Raw genomic sequence first — 20,632 nt, 5'->3', positions numbered from 1 at the left:
GACAGTGTTGCCACTGCCCGGCGTTTTTCTTTAGACGACCTTGCGTTCGCGCAAGCCGTCGATCTGGCCGCCATCAAGGCCCAGCCATTGCTGCAGCACCTCCTGGGTATGCTGTCCCAGCAATGGCGGCGGCAAGCGGTACTGCACCGGCGAGCCCGACAGGCGCACGGGATTGGCCACCAGCGCCACCGTGCCCGCCGTCGGATGCGGCATCTCCACTTTCAAGCCGCGCGCCACCACTTGCGGGTCGGCAAAGACCTGGTCGATGCGGTTGACGGGGCCGCACGGCACGGCTTGCGCCTCGAAGGCGCTGATCCACTCGGCCGTCGTGCGCATGACCGTGGCCTGGCGCATCAGCGGAATCAGGATCGCCCGGTGCGCCACGCGCTGCGGATTGGTGGCGAAACGTTCGTCCTGCGCCCATTCCGGATGGCCGGCGACGGCGCAAAAGCGCGAGAATTGTCCATCGTTGCCGATCGCCAGAATCATGTCGCCGTCGGCCGTGGGAAAGTCTTGATATGGAACAATGTTTGGATGCGCATTGCCCATGCGCTGGGGCACCTTGCCGCCGCACAGGTAATTGGCGGCCTGGTTGCCCAGCGCGGCCACTTGCACGTCGAGCAAGGCCAGGTCGATATGCTGGCCCAGGCCCGAGCGTTCCCGTTCGGCCAGCGCCGCCTGCACGGCGATGGTGGCGTACAGGCCCGTCAGGATGTCCGTCTGCGCCACGCCTACTTTTTGCGGTCCGGCGCCCGGCTGGCCATCGGGCACGCCCGTGATGCTCATCAAGCCGCCCATGCCCTGGATCAAAAAGTCATAGCCGGCGCGCGCCGCGTACGGCCCATCCTGGCCGAAGCCGGTAATCGAGCAATACACGAGGCGCGGGTTGAGTTCCAGCAAGCTGGCCGCATCGAGGCCGTATTGCTTCAAGCCATCCAGTTTGAAATTTTCCAGCAGCACGTCCGCCTCGGCGGCCAGCCGGCGCACCAGGGCTTGCCCTTCCGGGGCGGCCAGGTCGATGCACAGGGAACGCTTGTTGCGGTTGGCGCACTGGAAATAGGCGGCCTCGGCGGTGTCGCGGCCATCCTCGTCTTTCAGATACGGCGGCCCCCAGGAGCGCGTGTCGTCGCCGCGGCCCGGCTGTTCAACCTTGACCACGTCGGCGCCCAGGTCGGCCAGCATTTGCCCGGCCCACGGGCCGGCCAGCACGCGCGACAGGTCCAGCACGCGCAAGCCGGTCAGCGGCGCGGGCCGCAGGGTGGAAGCCAAGGCGTCCATTAGTTGAACGCGGCGATGCCGGTGATGGCGCGGCCGATGATCAGCGCGTGCACATCGTGCGTGCCTTCGTAGGTGTTGACCACTTCCAGGTTGACCAGGTGGCGGATGACGCCGAACTCGTCGGAAATGCCGTTGCCGCCCATCATGTCGCGCGCCACGCGGGCAATGTCCAGCGCCTTGCCGCAGCTGTTGCGTTTCATGATGGACGTGATTTCCACGGCCGGCGAGCCTTCATCCTTCATGCGGCCGAGGCGCAAGCAGCCTTGCAAGCCCATGGTGATTTCCGTCAACATGTCGGCCAGTTTCTTTTGCACCAGTTGATTTGCAGCAAGAGGGCGGCCGAATTGCTGGCGGTCCATCGTGTACTGGCGTGCTTTCAGGTAGCAGTCTTCTGCCGCGCCCAGTGCGCCCCAGGCGATGCCGTAGCGGGCGCTGTTCAGGCAAGTGAACGGGCCTTTCAAGCCGCGCACGTCCGGGAAGGCGTTTTCTTCCGGGCAAAATACTTCATCCATGACGATTTCGCCGGTGATGCTGGTGCGCAAGCCGACCTTGCCGTGGATTTCCGGCGCCGACAGGCCTTTCCAGCCTTTTTCCAGCACGAAGCCGCGGATCGCGCCTTCATCGTCCTTGGCCCAGACAACGAACACGTCGGCAATGGGGCTGTTGGTGATCCACATCTTGGCGCCCGACAAGCTATAGCCGCCCGGCACCTTGCGCGCGCGCGTGACCATGCTGCCAGGGTCGGAGCCGTGGTTCGGTTCCGTCAGGCCGAAGCAGCCGATGTATTCGCCCGTCGCCAGTTTCGGCAGGTATTTCTGTTTGGTTTCTTCGTTGCCGAAAGCGTTGATCGGCACCATCACCAGCGACGATTGCACGCTCATCATCGAGCGGTAGCCCGAATCGACGCGCTCGACTTCGCGCGCGGCCAGGCCGTAGCAAACATAGTTCAGGCCGGCGCCGCCGTATTCCTCGGGAATGGTCGTGCCCAGCAAGCCCAGTTCTCCCATTTCGCGGAAGATGGCGGCGTCCGTGCGGCCATGGCGGAACGATTCGAGGACCCTTGGCACCAGGCTGCCCTGGCAATAGTCGCGGGCCGCTTCCAGCACGGCGCGTTCGTCGCCCGTCAGTTGTTCTTCCAGCAGCAGGGGGGAATTCCAGTCGAATACGGTTTTGCTCATCACAGGCCTCGCAGGTGAGCGCCGGTGATCGGCGCAAGATTGAATATGGCTCATGGTAGGTTTTTGCCTAGCCTTGCGCAAACGATTTTTTCGCACCCAGACATGCGTGCTACGCATATCTTGCGGCATACTGGCGTTCTTTTACCGGCCGGATATTCCCATGTCACGCAAAATCCCCATGCTGCAAGCGCTGAACTGCTTCGAGGCGGCCGCGCGCCACCAGAGCTACACGCATGCGGCGCGCGAACTGTCGCTGACGCAAAGCGCCGTGTCGCGCCAGATTTCGTCCCTGGAAACTTTTCTTGGGGTGCAACTGTTTCAGCGCACGCGCCATGGCGTGCTGCTGACCAGTGCCGGCGCCGCGTATGCACGGCAGATCGCCGCCCGCCTCGATGGCTTGGAGCGCGACACGCTCGACACCATGGCGCGCCAGGGCGGCGGCGGGGCCTTGCAGCTCGCTTCCGTGCCCACGTTTGCCACGCGCTGGCTGATGCCGCGGCTGTCTTCGCTGGCGGACTTGCATCCGGACATCGTCGTGCATATCGACGCCTATACAAAACCGTTCATGTTTGCCGATACGGAATACGACGGCGCCCTGTACGCGGGCACGCCCGAGCAGCTGGCGCGCTGGCCCGGCACGCGCGCCACCTTGCTCATGCACGAAGAAATCGTGCCCGTCGCCAGCCCCCGCCTGCTGGCGGCGCGCAGTCAGTGGCAGCCGCAGGATTTATTGGAATTGACCTTGTTGCAACAAAGTACGCGCCCGGGCGCCTGGCGCCAGTGGTTTGACGCCATGCAGGTCGAGGGCGAGGGGCGCGACGGGGCGCACTACGGCGCCCGCTACGAACTGTTTTCCATGCTGGCCATGGCGGCCGTGCAAGGGCAGGGCGTGGTCTTACTGCCACGCATGCTGGTCGAAGCGGAACTGGCGCGTGGCGAATTGCAGATCGCATGCGAGCGCCCACTGCGCGGTCAGCGCGCGTATTACCTGATCACGCCTGAAACGGCGCATGAAAAGACGGCCTTGCAGCAGTTCCGGCTATGGCTGCAGGGCGAAGCGGCCTGAGGCAATTCAAACCACCTTGGCCGTATCGAAATGGGGATTGTCGATCAGGCCGATCTGGTTGCCGAACGGGTCGAGCAATTCCACCGTGCGGATGCCGTCGCCCACGTCCGTGATCGGGTGGTGCAGGGTGCCGCCCAGCGCAACGATGCGCTCGACTTCCTGTTCGATGCCGTCCACGCCCCAATACGTCACGCTGCCCTGCGTGCCCGCTTCGCCGCCCGGCAGCAAGCCCAGCTCGAAGCCGCCGATGGCAAAGCCGACATAGAACGGCTGGTCGAAATACGGCGCCGTGCCAAATACCTGGCTGTACCAGGCCTTGGCTTTGTCCAGGTCGGGGACGGGATAGGTGACGGTGCGCAAGCCCTTGATCATGTTCTGCTCCTGTTGGTTGAAATAGTCGGCGAAGTACCTTGCGCCATGATGCCACCGGCGCGCGCCGCGCGATTGGAAAAATGGAAGGTGGTCATGCACGCCGGCCCGTCAGCCACGCCTCGGGCGAGCTGCGGGTGAAATCCTGGAAGTCGTGGATCAGGTGCGACTGGTCGAAATAACCATATTGCAAGGCCACTTGCGCCCAGTCCGGCTGTCCCGCCAGGCTTGTCAGGCCCTGGCTGGCGGCGCGAAAACGGCAGATGCGGGCAAACAGCTTCGGGCTGATGCCGACTTGCTGGCGAAATTGCAGCGCCAGGTGCTGGCGCGATACGCCCAGTTGCTGCGCCAGGCCCTCCACGCGCACCTGGCCGGATGCGCGCTCGATGGCCGCGATGGCATGTTCGGCCGCGCCGGCCTGGCGCCGTGGCGGCGCGGTGCGCAGGCGCAGCAGCAGATAATCTTGCAAAATAGAAATTCTTTGCGCATTGGACAAGGACTCGCTCCACAGGGCGTCAGCCAGGCGCGCCGCCAGCTCGCGGCCCCACAGTTGCTGCAAGCCCGTGCGGCCATCGCTGAGTTCGCACAAGGGCAGCTGGAAAAAGTGTGCCGCCGCGCCCGGCTTGAAGCGGGCCGCCACCGTTTGCACGAGACCCTGGCTGAGGACGGCAATCGGCGCCGTCATCATGCCCACGGCAAAGCTGGCATCCTGCTGGTCCTGGCACAGGATGTCGATGCAATTGTCGGGCAAGACCTGGTGCGTCAGGGGCGTGGCGCCCGTTTGCACGCGACACGTCCAGACGCAGTCCAGCCACGGCCGCAGGGCGGGGATGGGCGGATATTCCTGGTAGACGATCATGGTCGGCGTTGATGCAAAGAACAAGATTGTGGCATATGTATTGTTGCATACGACATAGCATAATTGTGCGCCGGCCGAAATATGCGAGACCGGGCCGCCGGCGCGCCGCGCTATCGGGCGGCGACAACCAGTATAATGCTCGGTTCATATCCACTATTGGCCGCACATCATGCAAGATAAATATAGTCCCGCCGACGTCGAACAAGCCGCCCAATCGCACTGGAAGGCGATCGACGCCTATAAAGCCGTCGAACACGACCCGCGTTTCCCAAAAGGCAAGTATTTTGCCTGTTCGATGCTGCCTTACCCTTCGGGCAAGCTGCACATGGGTCACGTGCGCAACTATACGATCAATGACGTGATGTACCGCTACCTGCGCATGAATGGCTACAACGTGCTGATGCCGATGGGCTGGGATGCGTTCGGCATGCCGGCGGAAAACGCGGCCATGGCCAACAACGTGCCGCCCGCGCAATGGACGTATTCGAACATCGCCCACATGAAGCAGCAGATGGAATCGATGGGCCTGGCCATCGACTGGTCGCGCGAAATGACCGCCTGCAAGCCCGAATACTACAAATGGAACCAGTGGATGTTCCTCAAGATGCTGGAAAAAGGCATCATCTACAAGAAGACCGGTACCGTGAACTGGGACCCGATCGACCAGACCGTGCTGGCCAACGAACAAGTCGTCGACGGCCGCGGTTGGCGTTCGGGCGCGCTGATCGAAAAGCGCGAAATTCCCATGTACTACGCGCGCATCACCGATTATGCGGAAGAATTGCTGGCGTATGTGGATGACAAGCTGCCGGGCTGGCCCGAGCGCGTGCGCACCATGCAGACCAACTGGATCGGCAAGTCGACAGGCGTGCGCTTCGCCTTCCCGCATGACATCAAGGACGCGAATGGCGCCCTGATCGGCGACGGCAAGCTGTATGTGTTTACCACCCGTCCGGACACCGTCATGGGCGTGACCTTCTGCGCCGTGGCCGCCGAGCACCCGCTGGCCATCCACGCCGCGCAAAGCAATCCTGCGCTGGCCGCTTTCAACGCCGAATGCAAGCTCGGTTCCGTGATCGAAGCGGACATGGCAACGATGGAGAAGAAGGGCATGCCGACCGGCCTGTTCGTCACCCATCCGCTGACGGGTGCGCAAGTGGAAGTCTGGGTCGGCAACTACGTGCTGATCACCTACGGCGATGGCGCCGTGATGGGCGTGCCGGCGCACGACGAACGCGATTTTGGTTTTGCCAAGAAATACGACCTGCCGATCAAGCAAGTCATCGAAGTCAAGGGCCAGGAATTCTCGACGGACGCCTGGCAGGAATCGTATGGCAGCAAGGACGGCGTCTGCGTCGCTTCCGGCAAATACGACGGCCTGCATTTCGCGTCCGCCGTCGATGCGGTGGCCGCCGACCTGGCCGAACTGGGCCTGGGTGAAAAGAAAACCACGTTCCGCCTGCGCGACTGGGGCATTTCGCGTCAGCGCTACTGGGGTACGCCGATCCCGATGATCCATTGCGCCGATTGCGGCGTGGTGCCGGTGCCGGAAAAAGACTTGCCGGTGGTGCTGCCGGAAGACTGCGTGCCGGACGGCACGGGCAATCCGCTGAACAAATACGAAGCCTTCCTGCAGTGCGACTGCCCGCAGTGCGGCAAGCCGGCGCGCCGCGAGACGGACACCATGGATACCTTCGTCGATTCGTCGTGGTATTACATGCGCTATACCTCGCCAGGCTCGAACGACGCGATGGTCGACGCGCGCAACGATTACTGGATGCCGATGGACCAGTACATCGGCGGCATCGAACACGCCGTCATGCACTTGCTGTACGCGCGCTTCTGGACCAAGATCATGCGCGACTTCGGCCTGGTCAAGTTCGACGAGCCATTCGTCAACCTGCTGACGCAAGGCATGGTGCTCAACGAAACATATTATCGCAAGGACGCGGTGGGCAAGACCACCTGGTTCAACCCGGACGACGTGCGCCTGTCGCTCGATGACAAGGGCCGTCCGCAAAGCGCCGTCCTGGTGGCCGACGGCCAGCCGGTAGAAATCGGCGGCACGGAAAAAATGTCGAAGTCGAAGAACAACGGCATCGACCCGCAAGCGCAGATCGAGCAGTACGGCGCCGACACGGCCCGTCTGTTCACCATGTTCGCTTCGCCGCCGGAACAGACGCTGGAATGGTCGGGCAGCGGCGTCGAAGGCGCGAACCGCTTCCTGCGCCGCGTGTGGAACTTCGGCTACGCCCAGTCGGCGACGATTCAAGCCGCGCTGGCCGGCGGCGCCGCACCGGCCACGGGCGACGCGCAGAAAAACCTGCGCCGCGAATTGCACAAGCTGCTGCAGCAAGCCGATTACGATTTGAAGCGCATCCAGTACAACACCGTGGTGTCTGCCTGCATGAAGATGCTCAACACGCTGGAATCGGCCAAGCTGGACGATAGCGCGCAGTCGAAGGCGCTGATCGCCGAAGGCTTCTCCATCTTCCTGCGCCTGCTCAACCCCGTCGCGCCGCACATCACTCACGTGCTGTGGCAGGAACTGGGCTACGCGGGCGTGCACGGCGACCTGCTCAACGTCGCCTGGCCGCAAGTCGACCCGGCTGCATTGGAGCAGTCCGAGATCGAGATGATGATCCAGGTGAACGGCAAGCTGCGCGGCTCGATCACCGTGTCCAAGGATGCGGACAAGGCCAGCATCGAAGCGGCTGCGCTGGCGTGCGAAAGTGTGCAGAAGTACGTCGAGACCACGCCGAAGAAGATCATCGTCGTGCCAGGCAAGTTAATCAGCATCGTGGTGTAATCATGACGACTTCCTCTTCCGTATCGCTGTTGGGCCGCCGCGCCGTGCTGGCCTTGGGCCTGACTGTTTTGCTGTCGGCCTGCGGCTTCCATTTGCGCGGTTCGAACGGCAGTTTCATGCTGCCGTTCGCGACGATGTACATCGGCTTGCCCGACACGTCGCCGCTGGCGATCGGCCTGAAGCGCTATATCCGCGCCATTGGCAGCACGGAAGTGGTGAATACCAGGGATGGCGCCGACGCCGTCCTTGAAGTGCTCAGCGACCCGGAGAGGAATCAGACCAAGACTATTTTGTCGCTGAACAAAAATGGCCGGGTACAAGAGTATCAACTCGGCTACTCGATCAATTTCCGCGTGGTGGACAAGGCCGGCAACCAGTTGCTGGCGCCGACGACCATCAGCCTGGTGCGTCCGATCACCTTCGACGACTCGCAGGTACTGGCCAAGGAAACGGAAGAAGCGGCGCTGTACCGCGACATGCGCAACGACCTGGTGCAGCAGATCATGCGCCGCCTGGCCGCCATCAAGCCGGTGCTGCCGGCCATGTCGGTGGCGCCAGTGGCGCCCGTGACGCCTGTCGCGCCGGCAGCCCCGCAGCAGTGACGGGGACGCCATGCAATTGCGGATAGACGCGCTCGATGGGCATGTGGCCAAGCCGCTGGCGCAGCTGTATGTGATCACCAGCGACGAACACCTGCTGGCGCTGGAAGCGGCCGACAAGATCCGCCGCGCGGCGCGTGCGCAGGGATACTCCGAGCGCGACGTGCTGACGGTGGAGCGCAGCTTCAAGTGGGGCGAGCTGCTGGCGGCGAACCAGGAGCTGTCGCTATTCGGTGACAAGAAAATGATCGAGTTGCGCATCCCCACCGGCAAGCCGGGCAAGGATGGCGGCGCGGCGCTGCAAAGCTACGCGAAAAACCTCAGTCCCGACAACCTGACCCTGATCACCTTGCCCAAGCTGGATTGGGCCACGCAGAAGGCGGCCTGGGTCGCCAGCCTGCAGCAGGCGGCCGTATATATCGAGATTCCGAACGTGGAGCGGGCGCAGTTGCCGGCGTGGATAGGCCAGCGCCTGGCCGCGCAGGGACAAAGCGCCGAACGGGCCAGCATCGACTTCATCGCCGAACGGGTGGAAGGTAACTTGCTGGCGGCGCACCAGGAAATCCAGAAACTGGGCTTGCTGCATGCCGTGGGTAAGCTGACGTATGAACAAGTGCAGGACGCGGTGTTGAACGTGGCCCGCTATGATGTCTTCAAGCTGTCCGAAGCCATGCTGGCCGGCGATCCGGCGCGCCTGGTGCGCATGCTCGAAGGCTTGAAAGGCGAGGGCGAGGCGCTGCCGCTGGTCTTGTGGGCCGTCTCCGAAGAAATCCGCACGCTGTTAAAATTGAAGGCGGGCATGGCGCAAGGGCGTCCATTGGGCGCGCTGCTGAAGGAATACCGCATCTGGGGGCCGCGTGAGCGGATGATGGAACCGGCCCTGCGGCGCATTTCGCTACCCGTGCTGGAAGCGGCGCTGCAGCAGGCGGCGCAGGTGGACAAGATGATCAAGGGCTTGCGCGCCAAGGGCTACGCGGGCGATGCCTGGGATGCCATGCTGCAGTTGGGCCTGAAGATCGCCCGAGGCTAGTTTTTTACTATATGGATACGAGCATGGACATCACAGAATATATGCAGGACGTGGGCACGCGCGCACGCGCCGCCTCGCGCGCCATGGCGCGTGCCGACAGCGCCACGCGTAACCGCGCCTTGAGCCTGATTGCCGCCGCCATCGTGCGCGATGCCGACCTGCTGCGCGCGGCGAACCAGCGCGACCTCGATGCGGCCGCTGCCGCCGGCCTGGCGCCGGCCATGCTCGACCGCCTGACCCTGTCCGACGCTGCCATTGCCACCATGGTCGAAGGCTTGACGCAGATCGTGTCGCTGGCCGATCCGATCGGCGAAATCTCGAACATGAAGTTCCGCCCGACGGGCATCCAGGTGGGCCAGATGCGCGTGCCGCTGGGCGTCATCGGCATCATCTATGAAGCGCGTCCGAACGTGACGGTGGATGCCGCCGGCCTGTGCATCAAGAGCGGCAACGCGACGATCTTGCGCGGCGGCTCGGAAGCGATTCACTGCAACCGCGCGCTGGCCAAGCTGGTGGCCGAGGGCTTGCAGGGAGCCGGCTTGCCGGCCGATGCCGTGCAAGTCATCGACACCACCGACCGCGCTGCCGTCGGCGCCCTGATCACCATGCCGCAGTACGTGGACGTCATCGTGCCGCGCGGCGGCAAGGGCCTGATCGCGCGCCTGATGGGCGAGGCCACCGTGCCGATGATCAAGCACCTCGATGGCATTTGCCACGTCTATATCGACGCCAAGGCCGATATCAGGAAGGCGATCGATATCGGCTTCAACGCGAAGTGCCACCGCTACGGCACCTGCAACACCATGGAAACGCTGCTGGTGTCGCGCGCCGTCGCCGCGACCGTGCTGCCGCAGCTGGCCGAACTGTACCTGACCAAGCAGGTGGAACTGCGCGCCGATCCGGAAAGCCATGCGATCCTGGCCGCCGCTGCCTATCCTCACCTGGTGGCCGCCACAGAGGAAGACTGGCGCACCGAATACCTGGCGGCGATCCTGTCGGTGAAGGTCGTCGACGGCATCGACGAAGCGATGGACCACATCAACCAGTATTCATCGAAGCACACGGAATCGATCATCACGGAAGACTACAGCGATGCGCTGCGCTTCCTGCGCGAAGTCGATTCCGCTTCCGTGATGGTGAACGCATCGACGCGTTTCGCCGACGGCTTCGAATATGGCCTGGGCGCCGAGATCGGCATCTCGAACGACAAGCTGCATGCACGCGGCCCGGTGGGACTGGAAGGCCTGACCTCGCTCAAGTACGTGGTCTTTGGCCACGGCGAAGTACGCAAATAGTCTTTTTCGCGGGCTGCCCACAAGGCGGCCCGTGCTCTCGTTTCTCTCCACTTCTGACATTGGGAACCCCATGCTCTTTCTCTGGACCAAAGCCTTTCACATCATCTTCGTCATGTCCTGGTTTGCCGGCCTGTTTTATTTGCCGCGCATCTTCGTGAACCTGGCGATGGAGACGGAAACGGTGGCCACCGAGCGCCTGCTGCTGATGGCGCGCAAGCTGTACCGCTTCATGTCCCTGCTGGCGCTGCCGGCCATGGTGCTGGGGCTGGCGTTGATGTGGATGCTGTACGGCGGGGGCGAAGGCCGCATGAAGATGCCGGGCTGGATGCACGCCAAGCTGACGTTCGTGGTGCTGCTGCTCGGCTATCACCACGCTTGCGGATCCATCCTGCGCAAGTTTGAAAAAGGTCTCAACAAGCGCAGCCACACATGGTTCCGCTGGTTTAATGAAGTGCCGGTGGTGATGCTGCTGGCCGTCGTCGTGCTGGTCGTGGTCAAGCCTTTCTAAGGGAGTCGAGATGAGTGCAAGTCAGAACAAAGTCGTGCAGTATTTCTTCGCGCCCCACTCTCCATGGACTTACCTGGGGCACGCACGCCTGATGGCCATCGCCGCGAAGACGGGCGCCCAGATCGACGTGCGACCCTTCGACCTGGGCAAGGTTTTCAGCGTCTCGGGCGGCCTGCCGCTGGCCAAGCGCGCACCGCAGCGCCAGGCGTATCGCCTGGCCGAACTGGCACGCTGGTCGGCCTTTTTGCAAGTTCCCCTGACCTTGCAGCCCAAGTTTTTTCCCGTGTCGCCGGAAGCGTCGGCCAAGCTGATCATCGCCACGCGCCTGGCGCACGGCGTGGAGGCGTCGCTGAACCTGGCGCACGCCATCATGCGCGGCTTGTGGGCGGAAGAGCGCAACATCGGCGACGAGGAAACACTGGTGCAGATCGCGCTCGACGCCGGTTTCGATGGCCGCCAGTTGCTGAAAACGTCGGAAACGGCCAGCGTGCAGGCCGAATACGACGCCAACACGGAGGCAGCGACCGCCGCTTCCGTGTTCGGCTCGCCGTGGTACATCGTCGATGGCGAAGGGTACTGGGGCCAGGACCGCCTCGATTTTGTCGAACGGGCGCTGGCAGGGTAGTCAAGCAAAAGCAGTTTTTTTAAACGTAGTAAGCAGCGCCTGTAATTTAGCGGGCGTTCAACACAATGGAATAAGGGTACACCAACCATGGCTTCATATTTTTGCCCATGCCCGCGCGGTATGGAAGCGGCGCTGGCCGAGGAACTGGGCGAGATCGCCCACGATAGTTCGACCATGAAGGTCCACAACCAGGTGCCGGGCGGCGTACACTGCTCGGGCGACCTGCTGGACTCCTATCGCATCAACCTGCATTCGCGCATCGCTTCGCGCGTGCTGATGCGCATGGCCCATTCCGGCTACAAGACGGAAAACGATATTTATGACCTGACCCTGGCGCAATCCTGGGAAGACTGGTTCGGCGTGCACCACACGATCCGCGTCGACGTCACGGCCGTCAAATCGCCGCTGCGCAGCCTGGAGTTCACGACCCTGAAAATCAAGGATGCGATCTGCGACCGCTTCCGCGACCAGTTCAACGAGCGTCCGTCGGTCAACACCAAGACGCCGGACATGCGCATCGTCGGCTTCCTCGACGCGCATACGTTTACCGTGTACCTCGACACCTCGGGCGAAGCCCTGTTCAAGCGCGGCTGGCGCGAAGAGACGGGCGACGCGCCGCTGCGCGAAAACCTGGCCGCCGGCCTGCTGCGCGTGTCGGGCTGGAAGCCTGGCATGGTGCTGTTCGACCCGATGTGCGGTTCCGGCACCATCCTGGCCGAAGCGGCGCAGATGCTGCAGGGGATTCCGCCGGGCGCCTCGCGCCAGTTCGCGTTTGAAAACTTCCATGACTTCGATCCGGCGCCGTGGAATGCCATGAAAAACGCCATCAAGGTCAATCCGTTGCCGGCCGAACCGACCATCTTCGGCAGCGACATCTCGGGCGACATGGTCGCCATGACACGCCATAACCTGCGTTGCGCCGGTGTGCGCTTCGACGTGCCCTTGAAACAGATCGAGGCGCAGGAAGTCAAGCCGCCAAGCGACGTGCCGGGCATCATGCTGACCAACCCGCCGTACGGCGAGCGTATCGGTGTGCGCGGCGACAGCACCATCCCGGAAGACGAACTGTCGACGTCCTTCTATTCGGCCATGGGCACGACCCTGAAGCAGCGTTTCGCCGGCTGGACCGTGTTCCTGTTCACGGCCGACCTGGGCCTGCCCAAGCTGCTGCGTTTGAAGGAAGCACGCAAGACGCCATTCTTCAACGGCGCGCTGGAATGCCGTCTGTTCCGCTTTGATATGGTCGCCGGCTACAACCGTAGAGAAGAAGCCAAACCGAAAAACATCTGATTAAACCTACTGCGCGTTGCCACTTGCGGCTTGCGATGCTCACCGTACTTTTGTACGGTTGCGCTTCTCGGCCACAATTGGCGGCCGCTCGCTACGGTTTTCTCAGGTGTTTTACGCGCTAAAAAATGCAGTATCACGCGCGCGGACCGTAACCGGTCCGCGCGCCATTTTGGATCCGCCATGTTTCCCACCCCTCCGGCCGATGTGCCGCCCGACCCGGTTACCCCCGTTCCTCCTCCCACGCCGAGCCACATGGCGCCGCTGAGCCGCGGTGCGCTGGCGATGATGCTGGCCGGGCTGTCGATGCTGGGGCCCCTGTCGATCGACACGTACCTGCCCGCGTTTGGCGCGATCCAGGGTTCGCTGCAAGCGTCGCCGCTGGAAGTACAGCAGTCGCTGACGTTCTACATGCTGGCCTTTGCCGGCATGGTGCTGTGGCATGGCGCGATCTCGGATACTTTTGGCCGGCGCAACGTCATTCTTGTGTCACTGCTGATGTTTGCCATCGGCTCGCTCGGCTGCGCTTCCGCGCACACGGTGCACTACCTGTGGTTCTTCCGCATCATGCAGGGCGTCTCGGCCGGCGCCGGCGTGGTGATCAGCCGCGCCATCATCCGCGACCTGTATGCCGATGCGGCGGCGGCGCGGCTGCTGTCGCTGGTGACGATGATCTTTTCCATCGCCCCGGCGGTGGCGCCGATTCTCGGTGGCTGGATCGTCATCTGGTTCGACTGGCGCTCGATCTTCCTGTTCCTCGCCTTTTACACGCTGGTGCTGCTGGCGTTCTGCTACTGGCGCCTGCCCGAGACCCTGCCGATGGAAAAGCGCCAGCCGTTCAATCCCCGCTTCCTCGCCTCGAGCTATGGCCAGATCCTGCGCTCGCCCCTGTTCCACATCAAGGCTGGCATCGTCGCCCTCAATTTCGCGGGCCTGTTCCTGTTCATCACGGCCGCGCCGGAAATGCTGCCCAAGCAGCTGGGCCTGGGGCCATCGCAATTCGGCTGGCTGTTCATTCCCTGCGTGAGCGGCATCTTCATGGGCGCCGCGGCGGCCAACCGCATCGCCGGCAAGGTGACGTTCGCGCGCCAGATCGGCATCGGCTTTGCTTTTCTGCTGTGCGCCGCCAGCGTCAATGTCGTGTATCACCTGTTCCTGCCGCCCTCCTTGCCCTGGTCGGTGCTGCCGCTGTTCTTCTACACCTTCGGCATGTCGCTGGTGGGGCCGGGCGCGACCCTGCTGGCGCTCGATCTGTTCCCGCATATCCGCGGCACGGTGGCTTCGTGTCAGTCGTTTGCCAGCACCTTGCTGGGCGCCGTGGTGGCCGGCGTGATCTCGCCGCTGCTGTCCGGTTCCGTGCTGTGGCTGGCCTCGGGCCAGTTGGCGTTTACGGGCCTGGCGCTGGCGCTGTGGCTGATATCGCGGCGCTTTCGTCACCGTTTGCTGGGTTCCTTCAAGGCATAAGTTTCCACTGCAGAACGCTAGATTTATTTCAACTTAATTTTCTATATTGCAAGTAATATTCGGCGCTTATGATAAGATGACTTCTTTTCCCGGCATCCTCTCAGGCGACATTTTTTGGGTTACAGGAGTAGAGGATTCCTCTGACGTGGCCGCGCTTCGCTGCTAAGCGCTCATCCTTTTCGAACCGGCAATGCCTGATACGATGCATCAATCTGATCAAGATATTCGCAATCGCCTGCTGATTGCCCGCCTGCCGGCCATGCCGCAGATACTCATCAAGCTGATCGCCCACCTGCAGGCCGACGATGCCGGCATGCCGGAGCTGGCCGCCCTGATCGCCAAGGATGCGGGCATGACCAGCAAGATACTCGGCGTGGCCAACAGCTCGGCCTACCATCGCCAGGGCAAGGTCGTCAGCCTGGAGCAATCGCTCGTGTCGCTGGGCACGGACATGATCAAGACCCTGGTCATCAGCGAATCCGTCTTTCAGACCTTCAACAGCTTTCCCCATTCCGGCAGCACGGATCTGCGCGCCTTCTGGAAAAGTTCGCTGTCGGCCGCCGTCATGGCGCGCGCGCTGGCCAAGGCCATGGCCTATCCGCACGTCGAGGAAGCGTATCTGGCCGGCTTGCTGCACAACGTGGGCCGCCTGGCCTTGCTGGCCACGGCGCCGAAGGAATACGCGTTCAATTTCACGGCGCGCGACGATGCCGCCCTGTGCGCGGTGGAGCAGCGCACCTTGCAGATTACGCATGCTGAAGCGGGCGCCTGGCTGATCGAGCGCTGGCATCTCGATTCCTTCCTGGCCGACAGCGTGCTGTATCACCACGAACCGCTGGCGCGCCTGGAAGCGAGCCATCCCCTGATTCGCATCGTGCGCCTGGCGCACCTGCTGTGCTGCCATGCCGATGATGCGGAATCGATCACGCAGGCGGCAAGCCTGTGCGCGCTGGATGTCGACGTACTGCAAGACCTGGCCGGCAGCGTCGCGCGCCAGGTGGCGCAGGCCGCGCAGCACCTGGGCATCGACCTGGCCGGTGCGGATGATATCGCCACGCCACCCGCGTATGCGCCGCCATCCGTCGATCCGGTGCAGCAGCGCCTGTCCGATGAAGTGCGCAATATGGTGCTGGTGTCCGAAGTGGGCCAGACCTTCGCCCGCCAGCAGGGAGAAAGCAGCCTGCTCGAAGCCATCACGCGCTCGGCGCGCATCCTGTTCGATTTCGACACGGCCGTCATCCTGCTGCAAAACCCCACCGGCCATGCGCTCGTCGGCGTTGCGGCGGGCGAACATCAGCAGCGTCTGGCCGGCTTCTCGATCCCGCTGGCCAAGGGCGGGCTCCTGGCCGCTTCGGCGCTGGAGTGCCAACTGGCGTTCCTGAAGCGCGACATGCCGGCGCTGGGCATCGTCGAAGAGCAGTTGTTCCGCATTCTCGGTACCGACAGCCTGGTTTGCGTGCCGCTAGTGGCGGGCCAGCGCAGCCTGGGCGTGTTGATTGGCGGCGTGGCGGCGTGGCAGATTCCCGCGTGCCAGAAGCGCGAGGGTTTCCTGCGCGCCTATGCCAACCAGGCCGCCACGGCGCTGGAAACGGCCATCAGCGCGCGCGGCCTGGCACGGCGCCAGCTCGATCACGTGGCCGAGGAATACCGCGCCGCGTCGCGTCGCGTCGTGCATGAAGTGAATAACCCGCTGTCCATCATCAAGAACTACCTGAGCGTGCTCGATCACAAGCTGGAGAAGCAGGAGCCGGTCACGGGCGAGATGTCGATCCTGAACGAGGAAATCGACAGGGTCGGCCAGTTGATCAGCGGCCTGGCCGACCTGCAGCCGGTGGCGGCCAGCGGCGTGACCGATTGCGCGCGCGTGGTCGACGATGTGCTGCGGCTGTTCCGCGCCACCGACTTCCTGCCGCCGAAGATCGAGGTGGTCACGCGCATGCAGGATGCACCATGCGAAGTGGAGGCCGATGCCGACATGCTCAAGCAAATCCTGCTCAACCTGCTGAAAAACGCCGTCGAAGCCTTGCCCGATGGCGGGCGCATCGAAGTGGCGAACCGTGGCCACGTCAACCGCGACCGTCGCCTGTACCTGGAATTGTGCGTCAGCGACAATGGCGCCGGCCTGGCGCCGGAAGTGCTGGCCAATCTGTTTTCCCCTGTGCGCAGCAGCAAGGAAGGGGCGCATCACGGCCTGGGCCTGTCCATCGTGCATGACCTGGTCACCCGCCTGCATGGCGTGATCGGCTGCCGCAGCAGCAAGTCCGGCACCTCGTTTGAAATTCTGCTGCCCATTCCCTTGCCAGCGAGTGCTGCAGCCGCGCTGCCCGCGCCCGGCAATACCGCTTTGTCTTCGTAACGTCCATGAACTCCTCCGCCATTCCGTTTGACCTGGAAAACAGCCCGCGCATCCTGCTGGTCGACGACGAGCCCCGTTTGCTCGCCTCCCTTCACGAATTGCTGAAGGACCGCGGCTACCAGCTGTACACGGCCACCTGCGGCAGCGAGGCGCTGGCGCAGTTGTCGAAACTGCGCTTCGACCTGATCCTGCTCGACTTGCGCCTGCCCGACATGAGCGGCCATGAAATCATGGACCACATCAACCGGCGCGGCATCGAGGGCGACGTGATCGTCATGAGCGGCGACGTCGGCATCGAGGCGGCCATCGGCGCCCTGAAACGCGGCGCTTACGATTATCTGCGCAAGCCCTACAGCCGCGAAGAGCTGCTCAAGACGGTGGAGAATGCGCTGCAGAAGCGCAAGCTGGCGCTGGAAAACGAGCGCATCGCGCTGCAGCTGGAAAATTCGGAAAAGATGTACCGCTATCTGGTCGACAGCTCGCCCGACATCATCTACACCCTGAACCACGAAGGCCGCATCACCTTCATCAACGATCGGGTGCACCAGTTGCTGGGCTTTAGCCGCGAAGAGCTGATCGGCAGCCATTATTCGATCCTCGTGCACGATGAAGACCAGGAGCGGGCGCGCTATGCCTTCAATGAGCGCCGCATCGACGAGCGCGCGTCGCGCAATGTGGAACTGCGCCTGAAGTGCCATAGCGGCAGCGGCAGTGACCGTACCTTCAACAACACCCTGATGACGGTTCCGCTCAATTCGATCGGCATGCACAGCCACGATCACGAAGCCCGGAAGCAGGAATACTTCGGCACCTACGGCGTGGCGCGCGACATCACCGACCGCAAGCGCGCCGAGGAAGTCATTTCCTACCAGGCCTATCACGACATCCTGACGGACCTGCCGAACCGCATGCTGTTCAAGGACCGTCTGGGGCTGGCCGTGATCCAGGCGCGGCGCAAGCTGACGGAGCTGGCCGTGATGTTCATCGACCTCGATCGCTTCAAGCTGGTCAACGATACCCTGGGCCACGTGAAGGGCGACGAGCTGCTGCAGCAGGTGGCGCTGCGCCTGAAGGATTGCCTGCGCCGCGGCGATACCCTGGCGCGCCAGGGCGGCGATGAATTCACCATCGTGCTGCCGGAACTGCGCGACCGCCAGGATGCGCGCCTGATTGCCGACAAGTTCCTCGAATGCCTGCACCAACCCTTCGACCTCGATGGCAACCAGGTGCATATTTCGGCTTCCATCGGCATCGCCATCTATCCGGGCGACGGCGAGACCATCGACGAACTGCTGCGCCATGCCGACATCGCCATGTACCAGGTCAAGGCGCTGGGCAAGAACGGCCACAGTTTTTATCACGAGTCCATGCTCGACGTGTCGCACCAGAAGATCGCGCTCGAACAAAGCCTGCGCAAGGCGCTGGAGCTGAACCAGCTGGAGATGTATTACCAGCCGCAGGTGGACGTGATGACGGGCCGCATCGTCGGCGCCGAAGGCCTGATGCGCTGGAACCATCCGCAACGGGGCTTGCTGACGGCCGGCGAATTTTTGCCGTTCGCCGAGGAAAACGGCTTGATGCTGCCGATCTCGGACTGGATGCTGGGCGCCCTGTGCCGTGATCTGGTGCAGTGGAATGCGGCCGGCGGCGAAGCCGTGCGCCTGTCGCTCAATCTTTCGCCGCAGTACCTGGACCGGGGCGACTTTTTCGAGAAGATGCGCGGCGCGCTGACGCGCTATGGCATCGCGCCGGAAAAGATCGAAGTGGAGATCACGGAAAACATCTGCATCCGTAACCCGCAGTATGCGATCGAGCAGTTGAACAAGCTGTGCCAGCTGGGCGTGTCGGTGGCCATCGATGATTTCGGCACCGGTTATTCCTCGCTGTCGTACCTGCACCGCTTCCCCATCCACACCATCAAGATCGACCAGTCGTTTGTGAAGGAAATCCACGACGAGCATGGACACTATCCCGTCATCCTGGCCATCATCTCGATTGCGCGGGGACTGGGCCTGCACCTGATCGCCGAGGGCGTGGAAACGGAAGGCCAGGCGCGCTATCTGCAGGACAAGGGCTGCACCACGATGCAGGGCTATCTGTACCACCGGCCCATCTCGCTGGGCAGCTTCATCGGCGTGCTGCAGGAGCAGAACCGCCTGATCGCCGATGCCGCTCCCGCGCTATCGCAGACGCTGGCCATCGAAGCTTGACCATGCCGCTTGCCGCCCCCCGCTACACGGCTGCTCATTACACGGCTGACTACCTGCGCCTGAAAGGGCTGGCCGAGAAGGGCAATGCGAACGCCCAGCACAGCCTGGGCTTCATGCATTTCAATGGCCAGGGCATTGAGCAAAGCTATGCGCTGGCGCTGCACTGGTACGGCCTGGCCGCCGCGCAGGGCCTGGAGCATGCGCAATACAACCTGGGTGTGATGTGCCAGAAGGGACAGGGCGTGGCGCAGGATTTTGCGCAGGCGGCGCACTGGTACCAGCAGGCGGCCGAGCAGGGGTACGCTGCGGCCCAGTACAACCTGGGCTGGCTGTATGCAAAGGGCCAGGGACTCGTGCAAGATAGCGGGCAAGCCATGCTGTGGTTCAGCCGCGCGGCGGAACAGGGCGACGCGGGCGCACAGAACAATCTGGGCATGATGTATGACAATGGCAAGGGCGTGCCGCAGGACTTCGTGCAAGCCATCGCCTGGTACCGCAAGGCGGCCGAACAGGGCTATGCACGGGCGCAGTTCAACCTGGGTCTGCGCTACGATAATGGCCAAGGCGTGCGCCAGGACCGCCAGCAGGCGACGGCCTGGATGCGCAAGGCGGCCGAACAGGGCTATGCGCCTGCCCAGTTCAACCTGGCGCTGCGCTATGAAAATGGCGACGTGCTGCCGCAGGACAGCGGGCAGGCGATCACTTGGTACCGGCGCGCGGCCGAGCAGGGCCACGCCAGTTCGCAATTCAACCTGGGCTTGATCTACGATAATGGCCAAGGCGTGCCCTGCGATAAACAGGCGGCGCTCGAGTGGTACGTGAAGGCGGCCGGCCAGGGGCACGCGGCGGCCCAGCACAACCTGGGCCTGCACCATGAACATGGCGCGCAGGACTATACCCGGGCGCAAGTGTTCTATCGCCAGGCGGCCGGGCAGGGTTTTCCCGCGGCCCAGTATCAGCTGGGACTCCTGCATGAGCATGGGCAGGGCATGCCTGCCGATGCGCAGGAAGCCATCTTCTGGTATCGCAAGGCGGCCGACCAGGGGCATGTGCGGGCCCAGTTCGACCTGGGCCTGCGCTATGAACATGGCCAGGGCGTGCCGCAGGATCTGTCGTTGGCGCTGGAGTGGTACCGCCGCGCCGCCGAGCAGGATTATGCGCCGGCGCAATACATGCAGGGCGTGCTGCACGACCGCGACGATGGTCCGGCGCCAGACTGCCAGCTGGCCTGCGCCTGTTACTGCCGTGCGGCCGCGCAGGGCCACAGCCTGGCCCAGTTTGCGCTGGGCCTGAGGCATGACAATGGCCAGGATGTGCCGCAGGATTATGCCGCGGCCTGGGACTGGTATGCGCTGGCCGCGCGTCAGGGCCATGCGCGGGCGCAAATGAATCTGGGCTTGATGGCGGCCAGCGGCCAGGGTGGCCCGCTCGATTTGCAGCAGGCGTATATCTGGCTGTCGATGGCGGCGGCGGCCGGCGTGGCGGGCGCGGAAAAATCCCTGCGCCAGACGGCGGCGCGCATGCGCGAGACGGATCTGGCGCGGGTGCGCGAACAGCTGGCGGCGATAGCAGCCTAAACTATGCCGCCGGCGTTAGCGTGCGCGGATACAACAGCCGGTGTTGTATAGTCCTTTCCCTTCGCCATCTGTGGCACCCCTTGTTTCCCCCAACACGCAAAAAATTGCTGCAGTATTTGCAG

At 63.3% G+C, this 20,632-nt stretch carries 16 protein-coding genes; 12 read left to right on the top strand and 4 right to left on the bottom strand.

What is annotated here, in order from left to right; translation table 11 throughout:
• Positions 1–30 precede the first annotated feature (30 nt).
• Together VPH40_RS16015 and VPH40_RS16010 are read right to left on the bottom strand one after the other, a co-directional pair.
• A complete protein-coding gene (locus VPH40_RS16015) occupies positions 31–1,278 on the bottom strand; it encodes a CaiB/BaiF CoA transferase family protein (RefSeq protein WP_289917723.1) in 1,248 nt (415 codons plus the stop codon).
• A complete protein-coding gene (locus VPH40_RS16010; protein ID WP_034745726.1) occupies positions 1,278–2,456 on the bottom strand; it encodes an acyl-CoA dehydrogenase in 1,179 nt (392 codons plus the stop codon). The genes VPH40_RS16015 and VPH40_RS16010 overlap by 1 nt, the downstream gene beginning before the upstream one ends.
• 160 nt (positions 2,457–2,616) lie before the next feature.
• Here VPH40_RS16010 and VPH40_RS16005 point away from each other — a divergent pair, with 160 nt between their 5' ends.
• Complete coding sequence (locus tag VPH40_RS16005; RefSeq protein ID WP_305054196.1) at positions 2,617–3,522, top strand: LysR substrate-binding domain-containing protein; 906 nt, start codon at positions 2,617–2,619, stop codon at positions 3,520–3,522.
• Positions 3,523–3,528: 6 nt separating this feature from the next.
• On the opposite strand, the gene VPH40_RS16000 is transcribed toward VPH40_RS16005, so the two are convergent.
• The gene (locus tag VPH40_RS16000; protein ID WP_305054195.1) at positions 3,529–3,894 is read right to left on the bottom strand and encodes a VOC family protein; all 366 of its coding nucleotides are present in this window, start codon (positions 3,892–3,894) and stop codon (positions 3,529–3,531) included.
• Positions 3,895–3,985: 91 nt separating this feature from the next.
• A complete protein-coding gene (locus tag VPH40_RS15995; protein WP_305054194.1) occupies positions 3,986–4,774 on the bottom strand; it encodes a helix-turn-helix domain-containing protein in 789 nt (262 codons plus the stop codon).
• 145 nt (positions 4,775–4,919) lie between these two features.
• On the opposite strand from VPH40_RS15995, the gene leuS reads away from it, so the two are divergent.
• The 11 genes from leuS (at position 4,920) to VPH40_RS15940 (ending at position 20,510) form a co-directional block, all read left to right on the top strand.
• Positions 4,920–7,559 carry a leucine--tRNA ligase gene (leuS, locus tag VPH40_RS15990; protein ID WP_099666274.1) on the top strand — a complete coding sequence of 880 codons (2,640 nt, stop codon included), beginning with the start codon at positions 4,920–4,922 and terminating at the stop codon, positions 7,557–7,559.
• Between the two features lie 2 nt (positions 7,560–7,561).
• Positions 7,562–8,161 carry an LPS-assembly lipoprotein LptE gene (locus VPH40_RS15985; protein WP_099666275.1) on the top strand — a complete coding sequence of 200 codons (600 nt, stop codon included), beginning with the start codon at positions 7,562–7,564 and terminating at the stop codon, positions 8,159–8,161.
• A 10-nt stretch (positions 8,162–8,171) separates the two neighbouring features.
• A complete protein-coding gene (gene holA, locus VPH40_RS15980; protein WP_305054192.1) occupies positions 8,172–9,188 on the top strand; it encodes a DNA polymerase III subunit delta in 1,017 nt (338 codons plus the stop codon).
• 23 nt (positions 9,189–9,211) lie between these two features.
• Positions 9,212–10,483: a glutamate-5-semialdehyde dehydrogenase gene (locus VPH40_RS15975; protein WP_328573936.1), complete on the top strand. Its 1,272-nt coding sequence runs from the start codon at positions 9,212–9,214 to the stop codon at positions 10,481–10,483.
• Between the two features lie 70 nt (positions 10,484–10,553).
• The gene (locus VPH40_RS15970) at positions 10,554–10,991 is read left to right on the top strand and encodes a CopD family protein (RefSeq protein ID WP_034745744.1); all 438 of its coding nucleotides are present in this window, start codon (positions 10,554–10,556) and stop codon (positions 10,989–10,991) included.
• A gap of 10 nt (positions 10,992–11,001) precedes the next feature.
• Positions 11,002–11,616 carry a 2-hydroxychromene-2-carboxylate isomerase gene (locus tag VPH40_RS15965; protein WP_289912769.1) on the top strand — a complete coding sequence of 205 codons (615 nt, stop codon included), beginning with the start codon at positions 11,002–11,004 and terminating at the stop codon, positions 11,614–11,616.
• Between the two features lie 87 nt (positions 11,617–11,703).
• Positions 11,704–12,906, top strand: a complete 1,203-nt coding sequence (locus VPH40_RS15960) for a THUMP domain-containing class I SAM-dependent RNA methyltransferase (RefSeq protein WP_373610056.1) — start codon at positions 11,704–11,706, stop codon at positions 12,904–12,906.
• 180 nt (positions 12,907–13,086) lie between these two features.
• On the top strand, positions 13,087–14,367 hold the full coding sequence (locus VPH40_RS15955) for a multidrug effflux MFS transporter (protein ID WP_218965298.1): 1,281 nt from the start codon (positions 13,087–13,089) through the stop codon (positions 14,365–14,367).
• A 202-nt stretch (positions 14,368–14,569) separates the two neighbouring features.
• Entirely contained in the window at positions 14,570–16,723 is a 2,154-nt protein-coding gene (locus VPH40_RS15950) for an HDOD domain-containing protein (RefSeq protein WP_257218830.1), read from the top strand.
• A 5-nt stretch (positions 16,724–16,728) separates the two neighbouring features.
• Entirely contained in the window at positions 16,729–18,933 is a 2,205-nt protein-coding gene (locus VPH40_RS15945) for an EAL domain-containing response regulator (protein ID WP_099666283.1), read from the top strand.
• 2 nt (positions 18,934–18,935) lie between these two features.
• Positions 18,936–20,510 carry an SEL1-like repeat protein gene (locus tag VPH40_RS15940; RefSeq protein ID WP_328573935.1) on the top strand — a complete coding sequence of 525 codons (1,575 nt, stop codon included), beginning with the start codon at positions 18,936–18,938 and terminating at the stop codon, positions 20,508–20,510.
• Positions 20,511–20,632 lie beyond the last annotated feature (122 nt).

It is taken from the genome of Janthinobacterium sp. P210005 (assembly GCF_036231865.1).
GTDB lineage: Bacteria > Pseudomonadota > Gammaproteobacteria > Burkholderiales > Burkholderiaceae_D > Janthinobacterium > Janthinobacterium kumbetense.
This window is presented reverse-complemented; position numbering and strand designations above follow the sequence as displayed.